The organism is Marinifilum breve (assembly GCF_003202155.1).
Taxonomy (GTDB): domain Bacteria; phylum Bacteroidota; class Bacteroidia; order Bacteroidales; family Marinifilaceae; genus Marinifilum; species Marinifilum breve.
In genome coordinates, this window is the sequence record NZ_QFLI01000001.1 from 84,500 (window position 1) to 109,456 (window position 24,957).

A 24,957-nucleotide genomic window follows, 5' to 3' on the forward strand; every position below is an offset into this window, starting at 1 on the left:
GGAAGCCCCCTCGCTGGTGCGCGATTCTATCGCGTTCCTTTTTAGAAAACCACACGAGAAGACTCGTGCGGTAGCTGGGGGTTGGGTTAGCGACCCAAACTTCATAAATAAACAAAATGAGATAATCAAAATAAACCAACTAGGTTAGGTTAGCCTAACCTTAGGCATAATTGTAAATGATTACCAAGATAAAATCTAAATGAGATACTTAAAAGAAAATGAAATAGAACCATATCTGAATGCTGGAAAGATAATTGAACAGTATTTAGGAACATTCAAACTTGATAACTTGCCATGTCATAGATTTGTTTCTATTGGCAAGGATAAAGATGGTTATTATTGTTTTCTGGTAGAAGTATTTGATGAGAAGGAGGATGGTATTGAAAGTATTTATGATTTTTCTAGCATTGACCCTGATAATCTAGAGGGAATTGAATATGGACCAAAGGCTTCATTAAAGGCTTTGCTGTCTGAATTGAAAGAAAAAGTAGCACTCTCAAATGATACCTTCTTGCTAACTGGATTTCTTGACAACGTAATGACTAAATAAAATGGGACGAGAATCTTTAGAAAGATACATTTTCGAGAATCAACTTAGTTCATGTATGAATAATACAAAATGGACTGAACTAATTTAGGGAATAACTAAAAACAAAAACTTTAATCCATCAGTAAATATTAAATACTTGTTTGATTCAGAAAATAATGGACTTTTTAGCCTTGTTTGGTGGGAAGATGTTGAGCGAGATGGTTTTAATCTAATTGAATAATTGGAAATCAATCCAACAAAAACAACTCATATCGGTCGACTTGTAAAACCAAAAACAGAGGATTTTTCTGACTTTATTGAAAATGTACTAAATGAGCATTCAATACCATTTGAGATAAATGATGAAATATTTAAGGTGTATGGATATAGAATAAAAACAACATAAGCCTAACAAAATTTATATGTAATGCGGGGTTCAGCGGTTAATTCAACCACAGTTCTTCGCATCAACAACGCCAATTCGTCTATGACGATTTGGCAATAAAAACTAAAATATGAATAAACAAATTGGCTCAGTGGCAACCTTATTGTGAAGCATTTCAAAGTTCCACACTTCACATAGACAAACCGTTAACAGTTAGATTAAAAAAATCAAAGTCCAAAGAATAAATACCACAATAAAATGAATCTAAAATCTATTTCTCTCACCATTTCTTTATGTTTCACCATCGGGGCATCTTTATTTGGGCAAGAGGTAAAGTTGCCATTAGAAATGAAATTCGGGCATTTATGTTCGGAGTGGAAACTCCATGATTCTATACAAGCAAAAGTCTTCTTGGAAACGGGTTTTCCAAAAATCGTTATCAATCAAAAGTTTGCTCAGAACAAACTATCCGATTTAAAATCAGAAAAAGCATCCAAAGATGCTGCTATTGCCTTATGGGGGCAGCAAAATAAAATCAAAATTCTTTCCCTAATAAAAGATACACTAAAAGTAAATGGAAATAATGTAATGTTTGATGCCTTAGTTGCTGATTTTTCCACAATAAAGTCGTGGAAAAATTATGATATCATTTACCCACTACGAGATTTAAGTGGAGCTGTTGAAATTAACTTAAGCGATAGCTATATGATTGTTGACAAAAACTTAAAAACACTAAGTCCTGAATATATCAAGTTTGAGGCTAAAACAGATGATAAAACAAAGGGACTCTACATAAACACAAGTTTGAAAGTATACGACAGCCTAAATACAAACGAGGAGTTAAAAGGTAATTTTTTGCTTGATTTGGGTGCCCCCAATGCGATTTTTGTAAATAGAAACCTTCCCGAAGTAGAGAGGTTTGTATCTAAGTCAGACAGACTTCTTTTAAAGGATACAACTAAATTTAGGCCTAATCCTAGAACAAAATTAGCCATAATAATGCCAGACAAGTTTCAAATTGGAAATATCTACCTGACAAAAAATTTTGTTGTTGCAATGAAAATGTTCAAATCAAATAAATCAAGTAAATATGTTGGGATGATTGGTAATAAATTCTTTGCAAATTTCAATATGATATTTGATTTTAAAAATAGTGAGATTTATATGAAACCTACTTCTGAAAATGTCACAATAGAATGAATACAGATCCGCTCATAAAAAAGCCCTTGCTGGCGCTCGATTCTATCGCGTTCCTTTATAGAAAACCACACGAGAAGACTCGTGCGGTAGCTGGGGGTTGGGTTAGCGACCCAAACTTAATAAATAAACAAAATGAGATAATCAAAATAAACCAACTAAGTTGGGTTAGCCCAACGTTAGCGGCAACTTTAACAAAGCAATATGAAAATTTTAACATCAATACATGAGTTTCGCCTTCTTTTAGAATCTCTATCTACTAGAGATTTTGAAAAATTTGTATACGATATTTTAATTAGTTCTGGTGAGTTTCAAAAGACAGAATTCAGCTCAACAAATATTGATCAAGGTGTAGATATTATTGCTATTGAGAAAGAAACTATTACATCCCCCAAATTCCCAACGAAATGGTTAATTGAAATTAAGAAGACTAAATTAATTGGTACTGACGTTATAAGCCAACTGATTTATTGGCATTCTAATTTACCTGAAAATAATGTTAAATTTGGTATAGTTACAATTGGTCAATTAACAACTCAGGCAAAAGAAATTGCAGAAAATAACAATGTAAGAATTTGGGGCTTTAATGAAATTGCAGGTTTAACTACTCCAGAAATTTACGAAAAATATTTTGGTGGCAATTTTGAGTTTAAAAATGAAATACCAAAAGAGAATTTATATTTAAGTCAACTATCTAATATTATACCTGGGAAAACCGAATGGTCAAAATATCAAAAGTTTATTTCAGATACATTTGAGTTCATGTTTTGCCCAACTTTGGAAACTCCACGTTATGAGCATCCTGATAGGGAACAAGATAATCGCCGTGATATGATTTTTGAGAATTCTGCAACTGAAGGATTCTGGAAAACTATTAAAGACACATATGAAGGACACTATGTAGTTGTAGACGCTAAAAATTACAGTAATGAACTAAGCAAAAAGCCAATAATTGAAGTGGCTCATTATTTAAAACCATATGGATGTGGGATGTTCGCTATTATAACGTCAAGGAAAGGGATGAGTAAAGCTGCTAGAAATGCAGTTAGAGAACAATGGATAGGTAATAATAAAATGATTATTGTTTTAGATGATAACGATATTATTGAAATGCTACAAATAAAAAGTCCAGAAGAACTACTAAGAAAAAAAATTGCTGATTTCAGGATGGAACTATAATAAAAAGCAGCCGCTAACAATAAATATAGGTCATTTGGCAGATAGTGGTAAAATTAAAATGAGAACAAATAATAAAATATATAACGGTTTGACAGTTTGGAGCTTTTAAATACTAAACGCCACATATTCGGACCGTTAGAAACAATAGCATGAGAAAAACAGATGCCCTATTTTATTTTTGCTTAGGAATTATACCCGTTGGTGTTATTTTAAGAATTATCGATATCGACTCAGGTAATAGTTTATTCGGATATGGTCTAATTGGAATCTTTATCTACTTCTCTGCTAGTATCATTAAACGTATAACAAGGAATGAATACCAAAAACGTGATTTGTTTATAAGACTTTTGATAGTTACTATAACTCCAGTCATATTTGCAAAGTATTTATACCACCCCTTTGGAGATTATCTGGGTTTAATTATCATTCCAATTTTTCTAGTTTCATCATTAATTAATTTAGTATCCAAAACTTCACGGTATTTAAAAACTAGCTTAACTTCAATCTTAATTTGCATTTTAATAATTCCTCTTTTCGACATTGATTTTAATAATGATCCACGAAATTACGTCCCATTAAATTGGTACAATAGATATAATGTTAATAAATCACACGAAATTGACTTGTCCTATCACTTTAGTTATAAGGAAACAGAAACTTTGAGTAAACAAGCATTTGAAGCCCAAAAAGAAAAAAACTATTTTAAATCAATCTATCTTTTCAAAAAAGCAATTTCTATCGAACCTGACAACCCAACACTCCACTTTGGAATGTCTGAAAACTATGCCTACACAAATGAACTTGAGATGGCTAAAAATGAACTCGACACTGCCATTAATTTAGATAACCAGAATCCAGTCTTCTATAACAATAGAGGTTTACTTTATTATAAACTTGAAGAAAATGGAAATGCTATAATTGATTTAAAGAAAGCAATTGAGTTAGATTCAACACAACACATTTACTATTGTAACTTAGCTTTATTCCTTAATGCAACTTCAGAGTATGAAGAAGCTTGTAAAATGATAGATAAAGCTGAAGCTCTAGGAGCAAATATAGATGAATACAAATTACTAAAAAGGATTAGAAAGAAATATGACTAGCAAAGCTAAAGTTTCTAACAAAAGTTAAAATTTAAGGGCGGTGACGCCTAACCAGATAATGCACAAAAACAATAAAGGCCAATGCTATTAATAAAGCAGCAGTTTTAATCCCAATCCTTATCGTATTCCATAATTTGAGCAAGACGGTTAAAAGAGTTCATTTTTTAACCAACTCACCAATTGCCAATTGTAGAAATTTATACAACACCAGATAATTTGTATACAGAATCGCCATAAGCTCTGTCATAAATTTGTATCAGAATTTTAAAAACTATCAAAATATCCCACATACTGTCGCAAACTTGTCAAAAGATATGTCTGTCCTAGCCTAGGGGCAGACAACTTGCAGGAGAAGAAAACATGGATTATTTAAAGATATCTAGAGAATCAATAATTGATGCTATCTTTTTACTTTCACGAAATCATCCATTGTAATTACAAATACTCCCCTACCTTCTCTTTCATTCCATTGATAAAGCGGTAATTGTCCTTTTGAGAAATGCGACTGATGCATTTTGATTTCTTAATCACATCATTAAACCACTTTTCCGTTTCCCTACAGAATTTTTGGTTAGCGGTTGAAATACTGTTTACGGTAAAAAGCTTGATGATACAGTGCTGAGAAGTATCAGATTTTGTCAATACAAAATTGTTTTCTAATTCAATCTCACTCAGGAACATTTCATATTCAGCGGCATGTCCTGTGGCGCCCTTTTTTCCTGAAGCGGACCATTCACCAATATTTTCGATTAAAGCAAGAAGTTGTTTGTAAAGTAACTTAGGAGTTTCCTGACTTTCAAAGGCTCCTATTTCATTGTAATATTCTAATAAGCGCAATATCGGATCAATGGTTTTGTCAGTCCATATTTCCAGTGAGTTGGCTTTTTGATAATTGCTATAAATGGAATCGTAAATATCAAACAATTCGGTACTTGCAAATTCATTGAAGAACTGTTCGAACTTTGTTGAGGTATTGTATATGCCAGCATTCCAGGAGTACAATTTAAACAGCGTTAATTCTTTGAAAGGCATAAAGTGATAGATTGGAATGTCGGTTGCACTGAAAAGTATTTTCCCATTCTTCTGTTTATTGATACTTTCGATGCTCAAATTGAACTGCCTCATGTACGCGTAGTAGACCTCCTTGTTCTCCAAATTGAGAGGAGAATAATTAAACAGAAGGCTATTGGAATCAATTGCAAAAATGGCATCCATCGAAATGGAATATTCCTTGCACAGTAAAGCGATCTCTGAGATATCCATTTTCTTTTCGCCTCTAATTCGCCGATAAGCTGCATCGTTGCTTATGGACAAAATATCGGATATCGCATCCACCAATGAGATGGCAGGATCAAGCTTTGAAGAGATCTGTTCCAATAATGTATTTTGATATTGGGAATTGTCAATTTTTGCGTTTTTCATAAAGAGGCAAATTTATTTTTGCGGAAAATACAAAAATATGAAGTAATAAAAGATGAATTGGTAAAAATTACCAATAACAGATGAAGCTTTTTGTAAAATCCCAATTTCCAATTGCTAACTGCATAGCCCATAAAACTTCAGTAATATTCAATTTTAGCCTATGGAGCTTTAAAGATACTTTTGTGTAGAGATTTTAAAGTAAAGCAAGACTTCGAGCCAAACTTTATATCAATCTGTTATTGGTGGCATAAGAAATTGCTTCGGTAATGTTAGCCACTTCTATTTTTTCAAATAACTTTTTACGATGAAATTTAACCGTATCAACAGAAACAAAGATCCGATCAGAAATATCGTTTATGGTGAGGCCTTGACTGGATAAGTAAAGTATTTGACGTTCTCTTTCGCTTAATTCAATCTTGTTATTGGTATCCCAGTAATTCTTTTCCAGATTGTAAGTCCAGAATTTATTATCGTTCTGTTTGTATATTTTAATATTGCCAGGCGCCTTGTTTTCAGACAAAGAGACAATACAAAACGACTTCCATATTTTACCTTCTTCGGTGAGGAATAAAGGAGTAAGCCTATGGTTAACAAGGAAAGTATTGTTGGCGCTGTTTTTCAGTCTAAAGTCGTAAGATATGGTATACTTGGTGCGTTCCGACATGGGAATATCCTGATAATATTCGAATCCAATGGTGTTTATTCTTTGAAGGAGTTCCAAATCCTCTTTGACAACAAATTTAAAATAGAAGTCATAGCCCATTTCCTTGACCTCTTCAGCAGATAAACCACACAAAAACAATGGATTTTCAGAAACATAATCGAATCGCTTTGTGTGATAATCGATCAGGTACATACTCATGTATGTTGTTCGTGCAAAAGCATCAACAGTGGCTATATAATCATTTAATTGTTGAGAGTCAGCTTCTGTTAGCTCATCAACTTTATTTTGGAATGAGAAAAAGTTATCAATATCGGCCATAGATCAACAAAAATAAAAAACCAGATGGACAAACTACCCTTTTGTGTAGCCAAATTAAATAGGCGGCAAGCTATTTTTGTCGCATAAGATTAAAGCAGAACTACAACAAATTATGGTTCTGCATGATTTATAGTGGGTCATTCTTTATGAATTATTGTTTTGACCGTTATTTTGTTCCAGTGACCCAAGTGGGTATTGGAAGGTCAAGCTAATTAGACGCAGAAAAATTTTTAGTAAGACGGGGAAGCTGAGAACTTGTTCGAAGATCACGCCGCCGCACTTAAAGTTTTCAAGTATAAATAGTTTGAGCTTACACACCCTAGATTCTTTGTTTACTTTCTCATCAATGGAGAAAGTAAAAGCCATGCGGCTTGAGCAAAGTAAAGTTAAAATAACAAATCATAGGATAATTTTTAATCAAATAAAGGTTGCTTTAGTTACCCACTAAATTCCATATAGAACCCAAATCATTAACAGCATTTTACTAACGAAATCATACTATGATTAAAGCAAAAGCCATTTTCAATTTTCTACTGTTATTTCTATTTGTTATTAACAGTAATGCTCAAACCAGTTTACCTGAGAATAAAGCCAATACTAAAAATAGATACCTGGAGATTCCAAAGGATTTTTTGGGAAAACAAATTCAACTCATCAATCGAATCACTGGCTATCCAAACAAATTGTATCACTATGGAAGTTCAGGAATGGATGTTGACTATTCGGTAGTATTGCGATTTGAACTTGAGAGCGGTGAGTACATTAGAGTGATTCAGGAACAATTTCAGAACCACACACCCCAAAATGATATTATTAAAACATCAGTTCAAAAGAACCATTTTGATCCTACCATCTGCTTTATCCCCATTGTATCATCAACAAAGAATTATATAACAGTGGATATTGAATTTTTCAAAAATGACATCCAATTGTTTTCTCCTGTGAGCAAAAGAAGCATGAGCAAATACCAATTGCAAGCAATTGCAAAAGAAGCAATACATGTAAATGGCTTTCAATTGGGTGAAAATAACATTCAAATTTCAAGAAACTTGAACTATACAGCAGAAAAGTCACCAGAAAAGCATTACTCTAAGAATGTTTCTGTTGAACAACTGTTGACTTTCAGAATTCTTCCTGAAAATCCCATGAAGAGAAGAAAATGGGATCCTCGTGTGGGAAATTTTTATTTGGAGAACAAACGATACAGTAGCGATAGTTATTACATTGAGAAAGAAGCATTCCTGGAGGTTTGGAAAATGGAACCGGTGGATACAGCAGCCTATTTTAGAGGAATTCCTACTCGCCCTAAGAAGCCTATCGTGTTTTATTTTGATGAAAATGTACCGCCTAAATGGAGAAAATATATAAAACAAGGCGTATTGGACTGGTTGCCAGTTTTTGAAAAAATCGGTTTTAAAGATGCGATTGAAGTCCACGACAAACCCAAAGATGCAAACTGGGATGATGCGGATCCGAACTATAATATGATTCGCTGGGTATCATCAGAAATTAAAGATGCACAGGGAAATTACATATCAGATCCAAGAACGGGAGAAATATTAAATGGAACATTAACCTGGTATCAAAACTATTTTTCAACTGTAAATGCTGACTATTTTATAAACGCTGCTGCCGTTGATCCAAGTGCCAGAACACCTATTTTGCCAGACAGTTTATTTGGAAACCTGATGCGCGAAACCATGGCTCATGAAATGGGACATGCCTTAGGCTTGGGACACAATATGATTGCAAGCTCTGCCTACCCAACAGATTCATTGCGATCAAGAAATTTTCTTGAAAAGTATTCCATTACGCCATCGATAATGGATTATGCGGCTTACAACTTTGTTGCTCAACCCGAAGACATGCCATTGCGCCTTTTGAGAAAGATTGGACCCTATGACTATTGGGCCATTGAACATGCCTACAAATACGTTCGTCCGTCAGGTGATCATTCAAAAATGGCAGTAACATTCTCGAATGAAGAGATAAACGAGAGACTGCAAAATCCATATCTCCAATACATGGAACAAGAGTGGCCTGAAGTAGTTGATCCAACCAATGTAACAGGAGACTTGGGCGACGATCCTTTTCTTACTGGAAAATATGCATTAAAGAACCTCAAGCGAATTATGCCACATATTGTAGAGTGGTCGATGCTTGAAAACGGAGATCCTAAAATTTTATTAAGCCGATATGATGCATTGCTCCGACAGTTAAATTCAACCTTCAAGAATGTGATTGTCTTGCTTGGAGGACAGAAAAACAGGTTTAGTAATTCGGAGTTTATACTGAAAACTACTGATACCGAAATGACATCGGAAGCAATGGATTTTCTTTCAAGCAATCTGTTCTCTAATATGAATTGGTTGTACAATAGCGAGTTGGAAGAAATCAGCAACAAAGAGCTCTATAAAAACAGTTTAGAAAAGATACAGATTTATGCACTTAAGATGCTGCTGAATAAAAACAGGTTTTCCAGATTGGTGGCTTATGATGTGAAAAACAACACATCCAATACTGCTACCCTACTCAGAACTCTAAGCAATTTGATTCTCAAAAACAGTGGCTCAGAAGAGATTCCTTTAGATGTTCAAGAGTTTTTTGCAAAAAGGGTTAAAGAGTTAAAGCAAAAAGCTACCGACAATTTGATTCTAAATCATTTACTAAAGAAAGAACTGGATTACATCTTAAAAACAGTAAAGAACAAATCTGAAACCAATAAAAACCAATTGCTTAAAGGTTTTTACCTTGAACTATCAAAAATTTAATTGTTACAATAAACGATGACGCAACACAAAAAAAGCTTAGTTACACTCTTTATATTGTTGAGATTTATGAAAGGAATATGCACAATGATCAGAAACAGAATCTTCATACTTACATTTCTGTTACTGACAAGCATATTTGGTTCATGTCAAACAAGTTATCATACAGAGATTAAAGAATATGTTGATTTTTTGAAAAAGGAAAATGTTTCTGCCAAGGATTATATCCTAAAGCAATGGGAAGAAAATGACATGGTGGTAGTTTGCGAAAGAGATCATGCCGAAATGACACAATATGATTTGATTCAAGATGTTATTTCGTCGGATTATTTCGTAAAAAACGTGGGGCATGTATTCATTGAAGTGGGTTCCATTACGGTTCAGGATCGATTATTGAAATTTCTCAATACCAATTACGCCAATTCACAGCAAAGAGAAAATGAATTGGTTCAAATTTACAGGGATTTCGCCTGGCCCATTTGGGATAAGTCCAATTCCTACTTCATGCTCTCAAAAATTAGCGAAATGAATCAGCAGCTAAAACCTGAGGATAAAATTCAGGTTTATGCCATTGATGAAGTCATTCCACAAAAAGGCAGTGTCAAAAGCAAGGAGGATTTTTTGAGATTTGAAAAGGAATATCAAAACCATGACAGGGACAGTGTTATGGCTGAAAACATTATTGCAAAATTTGATTCTATTCAATCAGACAGCCCTCGCAAAAAATGCATGGTAATCATGAATTACAGACACGCATTTTTAAAGAATGTAAGAAATGAAAAAATAATAGATGATGGAACTCCACTATTTGGAAATAAAATAGGTACCGTTCCTTGTGTCGGTAGCATTTTGGCCAATAAGTTTCCCAACAAAGTAGCCAGTGTGTATGTAAATGCAATGACGGTTGGCACCCCAAATGGTTTAAGACCAATACAGGGTGGAAAATGGGATGCATCGTTTAAAGTTCTTGCAAAAGAAGATGTGGGGTTTGATTTCGAGAAATCACCCTTCGGAGTAGATTCTCTGGATATATGGGGTTTTTCGAAGCCAGAACACACCTATGCAGATGTATTTACGGGAATGGTTTATTATTTGCCTTTTGAAAAGCACATCAGGGCTCACGGATTGGAAAATTTAATTGATCAGGAGTGCTTGGATGAAATTTATCTTCGCCTTAAAATATATACCGAATTGTATGGTGGGGAGATTGATAAAAAGGACATGAAAGACATTTTTAAGTATAAGGAGGGTACTTATTGGAATCTTAAGGAGTGTGAGGAAGACATCAATTATTGGATCAATAAGGATACTTCGACTTCCCAAAAGCAGGTAAAATACGCTGAGGAAATTGCTCCCTATATCGATTTTCTGAGAAATCAGAATACCAGTGCAAAAGACTATATCCTCTCTTTGTTTGAGCAAAAAGATATGCTTATTCTTAGTGAACGATTGCACCCTGAACTTACACAATATGAAATGATATTGGATATCCTAAGGGATACGTATTTTATCAATAATATTGGGCATATCTTTATTGAAACCTGTGGCAGGTACCAGGAAGAAAATATAAAATCTTACCTGAATGATTCATTAACTGAAGATGAAGCAGAAAAATTGCTGATTCATATTTGCCGTAATAACCGGGCTCATCCGGTTTGGGATTACTATAACTTCTACTACTTCCTAAAAGAGGTGCGCAAAATAAACAGCTCTACAGATAAGAACATTCAAATCTACCCTACCGATCTGAAAGTAACTTGGAAAGAGCTGGACAAAACAACATACAACAAAAATGTAAAAGCCAAGTTTGGTGATCGCGATAACAGGATGGCTGATTATATCATTAAAAAATATGATGCCATTCAGAATGGAAACTCTGCAAGAAAAAAGGCTTTGGTCATTATGAACTATCGCCATGCCTTTGCTCTTCATTTTAAAAATGTTGATAATGTTGGCGGCTTTTTAATGGACAATTATGGCGATAAAGTAGGCAATGTAATGATTAATTCATTCACGTTTGGTGCCTATCGTTCGGATACCGATTTTGATGTTGAACCCATTCAGGATGGAAAATGGGCCGCTGCATTTAAGGCGCTCAATAAGGACGATATTGGTTTTGATTTTACAGACAACGTCTTCGGGAATGATCATTTTGACTATTGGCCTTATTCCAAACACAATCATGTGTATTCCGATGTTTTTGATGGCATGGTATTCTACAAGCAAACCTACGAGCAAAAAATTGTTTTCGGAATCCCGAATTTGGTTGATGACAATTTTCTGAATGAAATCAAACGCAGAGAAAAAATTGTGAATACTCCCAGAGAAGATTCTGTTATCTGGAAAATGAATGAAATTGAAGACAGAATTCATCTCTTTTGCACAGACAGTTTAAAGGCCAAAATCAACCAGTGGCTGAAATAAGCTTCACAACTTATTCATTCTAATAAGCTACACTTTATAATTTCTATGAATTTAATTCAACAAAGAAAAAGATATACAATTGTTTAATTTCCAAGTTCTCCCCTTCCAGGGGGAGATCCCGATAGGGAGAAGGGTGTATTTTGGGTAAAATTTTTCTTTCTCACCCTTTAGTCTGACGACAGTTTGTTCACATTAAATCAATTTTCAATTGTGTTCACGAGCTTCGCTTGGCTACGGTACCCTAGAACGGGAAATGCTCAACATGCAAACCCAGTTTAGATTAAAAAATGAAAAGATTATTATTCTTAGGAATACTGATGGTATTTCTAACATCATGCTCGAATGATGTTTACTACACACTAAACGGAAAGGTAACAGATTTTAATGGGCAAGCTTTGGATAGCGTATGCGTAAGGCTAAAAAACAAAGCTTTTGAAAACCTATATGAAACCTTAACTGACAAGGATGGCAACTATTCTTTGAGGGTTAAGGAAGGAGATTACGCTAGTTTGTATGCCATTAAATTATCAGAATATCGTGTAAACCGCCTTGAATACTGGACCTGGAATGTACCCGTTCATGAAAACATTACCATAAACCCTCAGTATGAGCGCATGGAAATATATGGGATCAATGTGATTGAACCCCAAGTTGGACCCCACGAAACCTACATGATTTATTTCAGGCCCATGAGTTTGACAAAATCGCTGCAATTTGCAGCAGATCAGAAAGTGAATAAGGCAGAATTTGAATCGGCAAAGCAAACAGAAAGTTTACTGAATGATTCAGTCAAAATTATTAACATTTCACCTGACAGCATTTCTCCCGAGGAATTGTTGATTGAGATAAATGGAGTAAAATCAGAGGTGTTGGAAATTAATAAAGTAAAGGAATATGCACGCGGAATTAAAATGTATGGGTACCTGCTACAAGTGCGTAAACCTGAACGCACAAGAAATACAGATGCTGAATATGATTTTATATCCGTAAGACTTCACTCCAAAGAGACCAACGAAATAGGGAAAGGAGAAGCTTTTGTGAAAAGAATAAAATAAACACTTTACATAAAAGAATGGCAGTCCCAATAACTATTGGGGCTGCCAATACGATTGCAATTTTCAGTTCATGAGAAACCAATTAGTTAACCATACATTTAATTCATTTTAACTCTACCACCTTTAAAGGCAAGTACCAAAATTAGACCAGAGGCAAGTAGGTCGCAAATTACACTGGAGAACATCAAATAAGACACATAAATAATGTTCTTATTATCTAAGAATGAAAATGCACCATCGATATAGATTAGACCAAAAACAAGCAGAAACAAACCAAGTGCAATGTATGCACCTTTGTTAATTTGTCCAACACCCCTCATCTTCTTGAGAGTTGAAAAACAAGTATATATAATGATTAATCTAATTACAATTGCCAATAAAATACCAATTACAGCGCCGGTATTCTTTTTATCAACAATAAACGTCAGGCATTACTATAAACATCAACACAACAGAGAGAATCATCATACAGATGGCAATGATCAACACCGTCTTATTTTTCTGAACTGATTGCATAGCAATTAAAATGGCGAGAAATAAGAACTAAACTGATAAGCTACTATATTAGGCGGATTTTCTTTCTTTGGTATTGCTGATGCTCTTGAATAATTAGGAAGAGTTTCTTTCGCTTTTGCAAAATACATTTCGGCTTCTTCCTTCTCTCCTATCTTACCACTCAATGTCCCCAGCCATCCATAGCACCAAGCTTCAATATTCAATGGTTTGTTTTGTTCCATATCCAGATACTTGTTAATGTATTTCTTAATTTCTGGAATCTCTACTTCAGGTGCAGAAGCACCTCTCATGGCTCTGTACAGGTGAGCACGTGCTAAGTCAAGATATAGAATGCATTCATCAGGGTTATTTGTTATGATCTTATTAAAACACTCTTTTGCTTTATCAATATTGTCATTTAGCAGATAAGCTTTGCCCAACTTAATCTGTACATCTTTTTGTTTTCCATTTTTATCCATATAGGCCAACCAATATTGACTTAATTCCATCTTATCCGAAGACAGAATCCATTCTCCTTGTGCCGCATAAACAGGAGCTGACTTTTTAAGCTTCTCTACATATTTTTGGGCTTCTGCTTTATTCCCACCAAAATTTTCTGGTAAACTGCCATAAATATCAACCAGAAATAAAAGAGTTTCCTTACACTCTGGTTTAATTTTCAATACTTCTTTCAAATGATCACAAGACCTATTTACGATTTCTTTAATACTTTGCTCTGGTTCATTCTTTTTCATAGCTACATATGCCTGTAACATGATATAATCAGCATGATAAAAGCAATACATGGGGTTTTCTGGTTCATATTCACTTGCTTTTTGATAATGGTGCAACCTTTGATCCGATAGCATTGGAAATGTCTTGGCCAATTCATAGTGAGCCATCGCATTTGTAGAATCTGCTTGCAATACAGATTTGAGAATGGTTTGTGCTTCATCGTTGTTTCCTGAAAGTCTTAATTCATAAGCTTTCAAAATTTGATCTTTAGAATTAGTATTCTGGGCTTGGAGAGAATTAAATACTATTGTTCCTTGAATCAAAACCAACAATAAACTGCATTTCCCAAATAAGCGCACTGCATTCATAAGATATCGGAAACACCCTAACAGTCTCTTTCTTATAATATTGTTATTTTTCATGATTGGGGTTTTAACTGGATTTTTATGGCTGAGTAGCCTGGTAGCATTGATTAAGATATTCAACCAACACTTTAAAACCTTTCACTTTTAGAAAGGCAAATAAAAGAGTAAAGAAAGGAAAATTGTTTCATCTTATATAGTTTAAGATCTTCCATTCAAATCAATCCAAATTTTTAAATAGCGTTATGAGAAATCTGATTAATCCCTAGCTAGTTTTCTCATGATTTTCGTGTGTAGATCAAGAGAGTTATTGATTGTATTTCCTTTGTTATCAACAAACAAAGCTCTAAATGCAAGCTTATATAAATTTAGCAATTTTCACTCACTTTATCACCAGATATTTGATGATTAGCAAGTGTTTATATGAAATATTAACACAAAAAAATCCCCCTTAAAAAAGGAGGATTTAATTATATATTCTTGATTGAAGAATCAATACTTTATTTCAATTTATAATGAATTCCGAATGTAAACCAACGACCTGGTTGATTTAGGTTACCAATATCGTTGTATTTTTCATCCAGCAAATTGGTTACGCTTGAATAAAATTCCAAATTCTTGTGCCTCCATTGCAATTTTAAATTCAGCAACCAAAAAGGATCGTAAGCTACTTCTCCTGTATATTCACCATCCTCGAAATTCATATAGCTGCCATTTCGGTCTTGGTAACTCAATTGCCAATTGGCCGACAGCTTATTCCATATGCTATGATTCACCGTAAAGTCGAGCTTATGTTTTAGGTTATCCAATACATAGTTAGAAAAATACTCATCACTTCCCTTATCCAATTTAATGTATGAATAATTCAGCTTCACTTTTTTAACAAAGATCGACTTTCCAAATAATCTCTCTGGTGAAATATCAAGTCCGGTCTCAATTCCAAATGAGTTTACCTCTGTTAGATTTTGTGTTTTCCACTTCTCTTCCTCATTTTCTCTTACCCAATCAATTAAATCCTTTCCATTTCGATAAAAGGTATTGATATGCGCTTTTATAGCTTTGTTATTGAATTTAAAACCACCTTCGAAAGTAATCGACTTTTCTGGTTTTAAATCGGGATTGCCAATATTGGTAGGTCCATTGTAGTACAAATCGGTAAATGTAGGCATGCGCATAGAAGAATTTACCGACGAGTATATTTTTAAATCATCGCTAATCTGATAGGCTACATCAATACCCGGATAAATCTTCCAGTCAAAATCCAGATCGGAAATCCAGTTGAACATGGCTCCTACCGAAATACTCCACTTGTTTAGATATAAGGAGTGTTCTGCAAAATAAGAAACATGTGAACGAGAATGAGAACGAGTAAAATACTGATCACTTTCTCCTGGAACTTTAATTGGCTCATCCATTTCTTCTCCCAACACGTTGCTCCAAATGTTTTCTGATCGGAACTCAGCTCCAAAGGAAGTTTTTCCCAAGCTGGAACTGAACCATGTATTTAAACCTGCTCCTAACACGTCTGTTAGGTGATAATTGTGGGTTGTGTACCAACTTGCTGGATTGTCGCGAAACAACTCGAAACGATCCTGATGACGACGCCAATATAATGATGGTTTAAAATGTAACTTCTTCCCCGTTTCGTATTGAATGGAAGCAAAAGTAGTTTTGGTTTTTTCATACTGATTAGGAAATTTAGGTGTATAAAAACTGTTGGCGCCAAAACCTTTTTGTGTATAGCCCAATTGTACATCCAATTTACCTGGTTCACTTTCTAGTTGTGCATGGTAGAAAATGTTATGCGTTTCGAAATCGGTATTGTCAATGTATCCATCGGAAGATTTTCGATTAGCCGCAACGAACTGCTTAAACTTACCAGTTGTAAATGCATAATTTGCATTTAAATCCAATAGATTATGCTCCCCATAAGCCAAGTCTAGATTCATTTCATTTTCAGCATTTTCATCAGTAATGATATTAATCGCTCCAGAAAATGCATTGGGACCATATACACGTGCTGCTGGCCCCTGCAAGATTTCGACTCTTGAAATGTTTTTTAAACTCACCGGAAGATTGAAGTTGTGATGTCCGGTTTGAGGATCGGAGATGTTGATGCCATTTAAAAGAATTAAGGTTTGATCGAAGGAACCTCCTCGAACCGAAATATCGGCCTGAACACCATGAACCCCTCTTTGTCTGACATCAACACTAAGAGCGTATTCTAATAGTTCTTGTATACTCTGCACAGGGGCAGCCTCAATTTCCTCTCTCTCGATTACGGATACAATCCGCGCCACCTGCGAGTAGGTAACAGGTGATCTTTGGGCACTGACTTTGATCTCATCAAGGTCGTACTGCATGCTTACATCCGATGATTGGTTTTGTGCAAAAACAACTTCAGGACTAACAACAGTGAGATAAGCTACAAGCAAAACTGTAATCTTAACTTCTTTGTTAATGGCCTGAAATAATGAATAGTTTTTACCTCCCCAGCGTCGGAATGTTAACATACTAGCCCATTGGCTTTGTTTAAACATTATTTTCATTTACTTTTTATAATAAGGATGGCAAAAGTAGAAATAAAAATGATCTTCACGGTCTAAAATTAATTTTATTTAGTCTACATTAAATATCCCTTTTAACTTTATTAAAACCCCATTATTGGCAAACTTATTCATTCACTGGTTACAAAATCTATTTCTTTTGATTGTAATGTAGCATAAGGCAACACTCCTTTCGGCCTAGTTATCAGCATATATTTATTTACCTTTCGATAATAAGAATAAATTAAGTTAATATTATTTTTGGCATTTGTAATTTTAGTTGTAACTTTTTATGAAAATTAAAAGATTACTCTTAAGTTTTATCAAGTTGAACAAGAGAGTAATTAAAAAACTATTACAATTATTGACTCATTAAATTTACTTAAGTATTAAATCTTAGTATGTCTGAATTAAAAAAGGCTGTTAAGGAACTTATACAAGATCTCAACAGCAATGAAGTAGCTATCATCGAAAAAAAAGATTTTGATAGTTCATCAGCGAAATTTCTATCCTATGGAAAGGTTGAATTAGAAGGTGATGCCATTCAGGTATTATCGAAAGAAAATCAACAAATCACACAACTACACAACGAATTATTGATCTGTTCGAGTAAAAACCGCAAAGCTGTGTGGGAATTTATTAGCAGATCGCTCCTTTAATAATACTAATTAAACACAAACTATTATGAGTATCAATGTAGAGCCTATAAAAAAGGCAATTAATGATGTAGCAACCCTTGAAGTTGCAACTTTAACCAATGCAAATGACAATAAATTTGACCTTACCAATGGCTCAAACGAAAGTGTATTCGAAGCCATTCGAAGCAATCTTGCACAATCTGATTTGGTAGCCTATACTCGTTTTGAATTGGATGGGGATGCTGTAAACTTTGTAAACAACAAGGAAGAACTTACTGCTCTGGTAGAAGATCATAGTATTCTAGTTGAGTCTGCCTTGGAAACCCGCAAAACTCTTTTCAATACCATTTACAATACGCTTAAAGATATAATCAAATAATAAGCTTTATCATTCAAAAGTGTGAAACAAAAAGTCAAATATATTTTCTGTACCCTTAAGATTAATCTTAAGGAGGATTCATTTCAGGCTTCAAATATTTGGAAGGAACTGAAGGCACAAAATGCCCAAGAAATCGCTCCATACTTAGAAGCCGAAGATCAAGCTCCAAATGTCAAAGGGTATGGAAAATATGTTATAAACATTCAAAAGCAGTTTGTGAATTTTCTGCAGTTCATGAAAAAGAAATTGGATAAATCGTAGATCATGTCGATACAAGAAATTTTTAAAAGTGAGTTTTTAAAACCCGAAGTGGAAGTAAATTTCTCTGCCATTCATAAACTGGAATGTGAAGAAGTTCTGGATAATTTGGGTTATATCGAACTTGATCGCAACAGCGGAAAGCAAACTGCTACCTTAGAGCAATTAAAAGAAGGAATTTCTGTATTCAGACAAGAATATGAAATGAACAAACAAGATTTCGATATTGGAATTGATCGTTTTGACACATTTAAAAACCAATTACTTACTGAGGAGGAACTTGATTTCCTTCATGAAATATCCTCTCTTGAAGGCGAATTTGAACTTCATCAATACTCGCTAAAGAAAATTGAGCAAAACCCTATCCTATCAAGAGTTCTGAACTGGAGATTAGCTATTCTTTCCATATTCAATAAAGGTATTTCAAATCAGTTATCAGATGATCTCAAAAAGCAACTTAATCTTTTAGGAACATGGTGCAGCACTTCAGATCATAAGAAAATCATTGAACTGCTGGGTAATATGGAAGATCTTTCAATGGCAATTGCCAAACAGGATTCCTACCCTGAATCTGAATATCGACACCTTATCTATTTTAAAAACTCTTACAAAAAGTTAAAAGATCAAGATGTCAAGTTTACAAGCAACAAGAAAAGATTTGAATCCAGATTACAATTTATTCCTAAAGAAAGTCAAAAAACTTTGGCCTTGGTTAAAAAAAAGAAAGTCTCATATGATACCTTTCAAGATGATCAATTGCATCAGCTCATGATTCGCTTGGTACAAATTAGATTGTGGTTATTAGGCAATTACCAAGGCAAGCTCGATAATGACCTTGGTCCTTTAAGTATAACTGGCATTCATTCTTTAATTTCATACATACATGAAAGCTATGGCGGAAAGCAGGGATATAAAATGAGTGATTTGCTAATGCGCTTAGGAAATGATAAGTGGGTCCTAAATGTCAGCTATCTATTTAAGGCATTACTTCCTGTACTAATCAAAATGGAAAGTGATAAAAAGATGGAAACCATCTCAGAAGAATTTAGCACCATTATTAACAAACTTGATAAGGAGGAAGATAAAAAAGAGGTATTAAAAATTATTGATCAGGAAATAAAAGGCGAACTTGCGTCTCCTCAGAATCGAAAATCCAAAACAAGAGGAGGTAAAAGATTATTGCGGTCAATAGGTAGATTTTTTAAACGCATAGGCGATTTTATAAAAGATGGGATTAAATGGGTTATACAATCAATTAAGAACCTGTTTAAATGGTTTAAGAATGGAATTAAGATATTACTTAGAGAGTTAAAAAAGGCATTCCATATGGCCAAAACTGCATTGTCATTCTTTTTTTCCAAAAGAATTGTAAAGACCGAAAACTCCAACTCTCAACTGATCACCGATTACGATTTTAATTTTGATAGCTTAACTACTATAATTGGTTCCGACAAGGAATTGATTGAGGAACACATCAAAAAAAACAAGTGGATTACCAAGGCGCTTGAAGAAGTATCTGAGTTTTTAGGAACAGTTATTTCCATTGCGATTAAAGTTGCAAAAGGACCCATGGGTTGGATACAACTTGGCGTAGAGGTAATAAAATATCTAGCCGACAACAAATTTAAATACAATAGGTTGACTCTTAATTTTGATCACTAGTTCGATTTTGGAGATGCTACAAAATTTAGCTGGAAAATTCAATAAAAAAGGAAAGAGCGATTTCATCAATTACTTCTAATCTTTTACACACTCATTCTATACACCTATCAATGAAATCGCTCAGATGAAGACTAACCCTAATTTTTAACACACATATATAAATAGTCTTCATTGCAAAGAACTAATAAGTTACGAAATTTACATGTAAAATGCCAGTTCAATTTAGGATCTGCACTCCCTTAAGAAGATATGCTCTTACAAAATCAATGTGCACTTTCACCCATGCAAAGGGAGAATATCATCAATTAAACCAATACGTAACAACATGATTTAGAAAGCACCACATACATTTAATCTAGTTCTTGCTTCATTGCATATACGTGTATTGGTTTAGTTAGCTGTCATATTAGTAAACCAATACTATAAAAATATGAAAGCAAGGATATATACACTTTTATTTCTCTTTAGCATATTGGGTATGCAATCATGCAGCAAATCTGCCCTTAGCGATATTGAATTGACAGATCCATCAATACTGAAAATTTCTGTACGAATTGCACAAGATTACAATAACAATAAGGAAGTACAGGTTTTTATCAGAGATAAGAATAATAGGCCAGTGCAACTAGAAAATGGTTGGGTTGAAGTAAATAGAGCTGTTGCTCATTGGGATCGAGCGGATATACATTCTCTAAGTGAACGCGGTTATATTTTTAGACCGGATGAATATGAACATGACTTTCGAATATACATTCACTTGAATCCTTACGATGTATACTGGTTTGATTTAAATCCATCAACTGGTTTTCCTGGTTTTATTCGAAACTACCCATTATATGATGATGAATTCCATCCTGATTATGATCCATATATCGATGATCATTACAAACTGTATGATATGCCATTCAAAAATGGAGTCGTGAAAGTTAATTATAAAATTCTTAAACCTAGATAGTAATTGAAAGGTGGCTATTTTTACTCTATAGTCACCTTACTTTTTCATTATATCCAAAAGTGTTTCACCATTGATATGCGCTCATGTATTTACTCAATACTTCTAGGAACATTATTCTTATTTTGAAAATTCGCTCATACACTCTTATATCTATTTAGAAATTGTTCTCTATAAGTTATTCCTATAGGAATTTTATGACCTTGTATGGTAATTTGATGTCGTTCTACCATATCTATGTGTTTCAGAGAAACGACATAGGATTTATGGACTCTTGTAAAATATGCAGATGGCAATAGATCAATGGTTTTCTTCATTGTCTGCAAAGCCATAATTTTCTTGTTGTTGGTATGAAAATTCACGTAGTTTCCAGCCCCTTCAATAAAACATATGTCTTCAAGTGATACTTGGTAAATTTGAGATCCACTTCGAATCAAAATTTGCTCCTGTTCTTCACTATTAGTTTGAACACGCATACTGTCTTGCAAAATGTTCTTATTGAGTTCAAATACTTTTCCAACAGCTCGAAGAAAACGTTCGTATTTTATTGGTTTTAATAAGTAATCAATTGCATCGTATTCATAGCTCTCAACTCCATATTCGGAGTAAGCAGTTGTAAAGATTACCTTAGGCTTATGCTTCAATGAATTTAAGAATTGAATGCCTGTAATTTCGGGCATATTAATATCTAAGAACAACAAATCCACTTTGTTTTCCACTAGAAATCCAAGTGCTTTTAATGGATTAGAAAAAGCACCTATACAATCCAGAAAAGGTGTTTTCTCAATGTAATCTTTCACTAAGTCAAGAGCAAATGGTTCATCATCTATGGCAATACATTTCATTCGTATACTAATTTAAATTCAGGTTTAAATAAATACTATAAATATCAGGTTCTTCATTTACCTGAAGTGCATATTTTTTAGGATATATCAGTTCTAGTCTTTTCTTAACATTTTCTAATCCAATACCCGAAGATTGACTATTAACGGACGCTCGCTTTTGATTAATTGGGTTTGATACTTTTAGCTCTAGCTGTTGGTTTTGACATGATATCTGAATATCAATATTTGTATTGGCATTATAATGAAGACCATGTTTAAAAGCGTTTTCAATAAATGGTATCAGCAATAATGGAGCAACAGAATTTGTAGAAAAATCTCCTTCGGTTCGATAATTAATCTTAACCGGCATATCATTTGCAATACGGAGTTTCTGTATTTCTATAAAACTGTTAATATGATCTATTTCTTTCTGAACTGACACTTTCTCGAAATTACTTTCGTAAAGCATATATCTTAACTGCGAAGAGATCATTTCAATTAGATCTGCCGTATATTCATCTCCATTTTTTGTTGCACTAGCAAAAGCCATATTCAGCATATTAAATAAAGAGTGTGGATTTACCTGTGCTTTTAAGTAATTCAATTCAGCAGATAATTTTTCAGATTTTAATTCTTGCTGATTTTTATCTTTTCTAATCCATTCTCGAGTAAACCCATATGCCAAAGCCAAGGCCAATATAAAAATATGAAACACTAGAATTACAATAAGTTGCGATATGTATGGTTCTTCTTCTGACGAATATATAACAGGCATTAGATAGTAGTCAATTAAAGATTCTATTGCACTTAGACCTCCTGTAAGAATAATTAGAAAACTTATTAGTTTACCTCTAGATCCGGAGAGGTTAAATCTTGGGATTAGATATAATGAAACCAAGTAAAAGAGTATAAGGTTAAAAAGCGTTCCAATTACAACGGCCAATGTATAACTTCCCATACTTTCTTTAAGTAAGCCAATAGTTTTTACATTATATAGAACTATAATTAATCCTGTTATCCAAATCAACCCGTGAATAAAATATTCGAAATACCTTTTCTTCAATATCATTATTTCAATTTTAAATCATAAAATTAAGATTGATTATTAATTATGAAAATGATTACGGACAAAATTATCAGATAAAATGTCCAATTGTAATTTTTAATTGACAAATTGAATTCGTCCATACTGATTTCATTTTCGTGTATAATTCCTTCAATTGATGTATTTCATTTTCAAATGATTTAATGGTGAGATAATATTGAAGCATAATTCAAAACATCAAAATCATGAAATCGAAACAAATACTTAAATCATTTAGTATTCTATTTATTTGCATGCCATTAATGGCCTTTGCTTTTAAGGATCAAAAGAATAAGAAGGCCAAAAACAATTGGAATATCATTACAGAGAAAATTGATAGTCTTCTCAAATCTGAAATAGGAACAGATAGTCCAGGAGGGAGTGTTGGAATTCTATATAAGAATGATCATACTTTTCAAAGAGCATATGGTTTGAGCGATATTGAAAATCAAAAACAAAACACTAATCAAACCCAATTTAATTTAGCATCTGTTTCCAAACATTTCACCGCATACGCCCTCTTACTTCTTGAAAAAGATGGAAAACTTCAACTGGATGATCCAATTGGCAAATACCTCCCATATTTGCCTAAATATAAAGATGAGATCAGCATAAGAAATTTGATACAACACACTAGTGGACTCACATCTACTGATGTACTTCAATTACTAGGTAATATTAGTTTTGAATCCACATGGAATCAAGAGGATGAAATAAAATTAATCCGCTCCTACTCTAAATTGAATTCACCTCCAAATACAGCTTTCAGTTATTCTAATTCGGGATATTCACTACTTGCAGAAATTATCGAAAATGTTAGTAAGATGCATTATGCTGATTTTATGGAAACATATGTTTTTAGTCCATTGTCTCTGAATTCAAGTTTTGTGTTTCATTCGCCTAACCAAATGGAAAAATTAACAACCAAAGCTTATAAAAAAGTAAAAAACAAATTCGTTAGATACAACGAGGAATCAAATTATACATATGGAGCTAGTAACATTTTTACGAATATAACGGATATGCTCACTTGGGGAAAACATATTTTGGCAAACGATATTCCCTATGACAATTATTTATCAAAAATCAGCAATACATATAACACATTGATAGATGGTGATACTATTAAATATACTTATGGATTCAATATTAAAAACTATAAAGGACTAAAACAGGTTAGACATAGTGGTGGTACTTTGGGATTCAGAAGTCAATTTGCCTTCTATCCAGAAAATGATTTGTGTATTGTAATATTACTAAACACAGAAAGTATTAATAGTTATAAACTTTTAAATAGAATTTGTGATATCATTCTATCTGATAAGATAGTAGAGACTGCCGCTAAGAAACGAAAGGAAATTAAAGTTGACCGAAAATTATTACAATCTTATGCAGGCAAATTCAGATTACCAAACGGTCTTCTTCTTGACTTTAAATGTGATAATGATACTTTAAAACTGCAATTTCCAGATGATAATGTATTTAACCTACATGCAGAATCGAATAACGTCTTTTTTTTAAAAGCTTTTGATGCACAATGCGAATTCAAGCTTTCTCCAAATGGGAAAGTAGAAGAAGTAATCTGGAAACAAGGAGGAGTTGATTATCCATGTCTCAAAGCCGGTAAAATTGAAGAGTTAACTCCAGAAATGCAAAAAGAATTTGCAGGCAATTATATCAATAAAGAATTAAATGTTACTTACCCTGTAAAAATTGTCAATAACAAATTGATTCTTTCACCTCCACAAACCTTAAAAACCTATTTGAACATCGGTGAAATGGAAATTAAATATTTGGGAGAAGACTATTTTTCAGCCGGACGTCTTGATATGCTTAAATTTGAACGTAATGAAAATGGGTCAATCAAATTATTGATAATCCAAGATGTGGGAAGGGTTAAGAACTTTACATTAACAAAAGAGAATTAAAACTAGTAAAGCCATAAGATTGCTTAGGCAATCTTATGGCTTTCATTTTA

Annotated in this window: 21 protein-coding genes; 14 read left to right on the forward strand and 7 right to left on the reverse strand. The window is 33.6% G+C overall.

Annotation, left to right across the window (positions count from 1 at the left end; all coding sequences use genetic code 11):
- Positions 1 to 199: 199 nt before the first annotated feature.
- The 5 genes from DF185_RS00280 to DF185_RS00300 all read left to right on the forward strand — a co-directional run bounded on the left by DF185_RS00280 (position 200) and on the right by DF185_RS00300 (position 4,393).
- The gene (locus tag DF185_RS00280) at positions 200 to 550 is read left to right on the forward strand and encodes a hypothetical protein (protein WP_110358726.1); all 351 of its coding nucleotides are present in this window, start codon (positions 200 to 202) and stop codon (positions 548 to 550) included.
- A gap of 220 nt (positions 551 to 770) precedes the next feature.
- The gene (locus DF185_RS24700; protein ID WP_369073403.1) at positions 771 to 935 is read left to right on the forward strand and encodes a DUF6678 family protein; all 165 of its coding nucleotides are present in this window, start codon (positions 771 to 773) and stop codon (positions 933 to 935) included.
- Positions 936 to 1,172: 237 nt separating this feature from the next.
- Entirely contained in the window at positions 1,173 to 2,114 is a 942-nt protein-coding gene (locus DF185_RS00285; RefSeq protein ID WP_133249914.1) for a hypothetical protein, read from the forward strand.
- 201 nt (positions 2,115 to 2,315) lie between these two features.
- Entirely contained in the window at positions 2,316 to 3,290 is a 975-nt protein-coding gene (locus DF185_RS00295) for a restriction endonuclease (RefSeq protein ID WP_110358729.1), read from the forward strand.
- A gap of 149 nt (positions 3,291 to 3,439) precedes the next feature.
- Complete coding sequence (locus DF185_RS00300) at positions 3,440 to 4,393, forward strand: tetratricopeptide repeat protein (protein ID WP_110358730.1); 954 nt, start codon at positions 3,440 to 3,442, stop codon at positions 4,391 to 4,393.
- 435 nt (positions 4,394 to 4,828) lie between these two features.
- Here the strand turns inward: DF185_RS00300 and DF185_RS00305 are convergent, their stop codons facing one another.
- Both DF185_RS00305 and DF185_RS00310 read right to left on the reverse strand, forming a co-directional pair.
- The gene (locus tag DF185_RS00305) at positions 4,829 to 5,815 is read right to left on the reverse strand and encodes a hypothetical protein (protein ID WP_110358731.1); all 987 of its coding nucleotides are present in this window, start codon (positions 5,813 to 5,815) and stop codon (positions 4,829 to 4,831) included.
- A 223-nt stretch (positions 5,816 to 6,038) separates the two neighbouring features.
- Positions 6,039 to 6,797 carry a response regulator transcription factor gene (locus DF185_RS00310; RefSeq protein ID WP_110358732.1) on the reverse strand — a complete coding sequence of 253 codons (759 nt, stop codon included), beginning with the start codon at positions 6,795 to 6,797 and terminating at the stop codon, positions 6,039 to 6,041.
- Positions 6,798 to 7,297: 500 nt separating this feature from the next.
- Here DF185_RS00310 and DF185_RS00320 point away from each other — a divergent pair, with 500 nt between their 5' ends.
- From DF185_RS00320 to DF185_RS00330, 3 genes are all read left to right on the forward strand, one after another.
- Complete coding sequence (locus tag DF185_RS00320) at positions 7,298 to 9,568, forward strand: zinc-dependent metalloprotease (protein WP_110358734.1); 2,271 nt, start codon at positions 7,298 to 7,300, stop codon at positions 9,566 to 9,568.
- A gap of 84 nt (positions 9,569 to 9,652) precedes the next feature.
- Positions 9,653 to 11,989 carry a hypothetical protein gene (locus tag DF185_RS00325; RefSeq protein WP_110358735.1) on the forward strand — a complete coding sequence of 779 codons (2,337 nt, stop codon included), beginning with the start codon at positions 9,653 to 9,655 and terminating at the stop codon, positions 11,987 to 11,989.
- Between the two features lie 287 nt (positions 11,990 to 12,276).
- On the forward strand, positions 12,277 to 13,044 hold the full coding sequence (locus DF185_RS00330; protein WP_110358736.1) for a carboxypeptidase-like regulatory domain-containing protein: 768 nt from the start codon (positions 12,277 to 12,279) through the stop codon (positions 13,042 to 13,044).
- A 98-nt stretch (positions 13,045 to 13,142) separates the two neighbouring features.
- Here the strand turns inward: DF185_RS00330 and DF185_RS00335 are convergent, their stop codons facing one another.
- The 3 genes from DF185_RS00335 to DF185_RS00345 all read right to left on the reverse strand — a co-directional run bounded on the left by DF185_RS00335 (position 13,143) and on the right by DF185_RS00345 (position 17,176).
- The gene (locus tag DF185_RS00335; protein ID WP_110358737.1) at positions 13,143 to 13,364 is read right to left on the reverse strand and encodes a hypothetical protein; all 222 of its coding nucleotides are present in this window, start codon (positions 13,362 to 13,364) and stop codon (positions 13,143 to 13,145) included.
- 201 nt (positions 13,365 to 13,565) lie between these two features.
- Entirely contained in the window at positions 13,566 to 14,696 is a 1,131-nt protein-coding gene (locus DF185_RS00340; RefSeq protein WP_133249915.1) for a tetratricopeptide repeat protein, read from the reverse strand.
- Between the two features lie 440 nt (positions 14,697 to 15,136).
- Positions 15,137 to 17,176, reverse strand: a complete 2,040-nt coding sequence (locus DF185_RS00345) for a TonB-dependent receptor plug domain-containing protein (protein WP_165835899.1) — start codon at positions 17,174 to 17,176, stop codon at positions 15,137 to 15,139.
- A gap of 407 nt (positions 17,177 to 17,583) precedes the next feature.
- Here DF185_RS00345 and DF185_RS00350 point away from each other — a divergent pair, with 407 nt between their 5' ends.
- From DF185_RS00350 to DF185_RS00370, 5 genes are all read left to right on the forward strand, one after another.
- The gene (locus DF185_RS00350) at positions 17,584 to 17,841 is read left to right on the forward strand and encodes a hypothetical protein (RefSeq protein ID WP_110358740.1); all 258 of its coding nucleotides are present in this window, start codon (positions 17,584 to 17,586) and stop codon (positions 17,839 to 17,841) included.
- 25 nt (positions 17,842 to 17,866) lie between these two features.
- Positions 17,867 to 18,199: a hypothetical protein gene (locus DF185_RS00355; protein WP_110358741.1), complete on the forward strand. Its 333-nt coding sequence runs from the start codon at positions 17,867 to 17,869 to the stop codon at positions 18,197 to 18,199.
- A gap of 21 nt (positions 18,200 to 18,220) precedes the next feature.
- Complete coding sequence (locus DF185_RS00360) at positions 18,221 to 18,460, forward strand: hypothetical protein (protein WP_110358742.1); 240 nt, start codon at positions 18,221 to 18,223, stop codon at positions 18,458 to 18,460.
- A 3-nt stretch (positions 18,461 to 18,463) separates the two neighbouring features.
- Entirely contained in the window at positions 18,464 to 20,119 is a 1,656-nt protein-coding gene (locus DF185_RS00365; RefSeq protein ID WP_110358743.1) for a hypothetical protein, read from the forward strand.
- Between the two features lie 430 nt (positions 20,120 to 20,549).
- Positions 20,550 to 21,074, forward strand: a complete 525-nt coding sequence (locus DF185_RS00370) for a hypothetical protein (protein WP_133249916.1) — start codon at positions 20,550 to 20,552, stop codon at positions 21,072 to 21,074.
- Positions 21,075 to 21,208: 134 nt separating this feature from the next.
- Here DF185_RS00370 and DF185_RS00375 read toward each other — a convergent pair whose 3' ends face one another.
- Together DF185_RS00375 and DF185_RS00380 are read right to left on the reverse strand one after the other, a co-directional pair.
- Positions 21,209 to 21,916, reverse strand: coding sequence for a LytR/AlgR family response regulator transcription factor (locus DF185_RS00375; protein WP_110358745.1), 708 nt, complete (start codon positions 21,914 to 21,916; stop codon positions 21,209 to 21,211).
- Between the two features lie 7 nt (positions 21,917 to 21,923).
- A complete protein-coding gene (locus tag DF185_RS00380) occupies positions 21,924 to 22,964 on the reverse strand; it encodes a sensor histidine kinase (RefSeq protein WP_110358746.1) in 1,041 nt (346 codons plus the stop codon).
- 221 nt (positions 22,965 to 23,185) lie between these two features.
- On the opposite strand from DF185_RS00380, the gene DF185_RS00385 reads away from it, so the two are divergent.
- Positions 23,186 to 24,907 carry a serine hydrolase gene (locus tag DF185_RS00385; RefSeq protein ID WP_110358747.1) on the forward strand — a complete coding sequence of 574 codons (1,722 nt, stop codon included), beginning with the start codon at positions 23,186 to 23,188 and terminating at the stop codon, positions 24,905 to 24,907.
- Positions 24,908 to 24,957 lie beyond the last annotated feature (50 nt).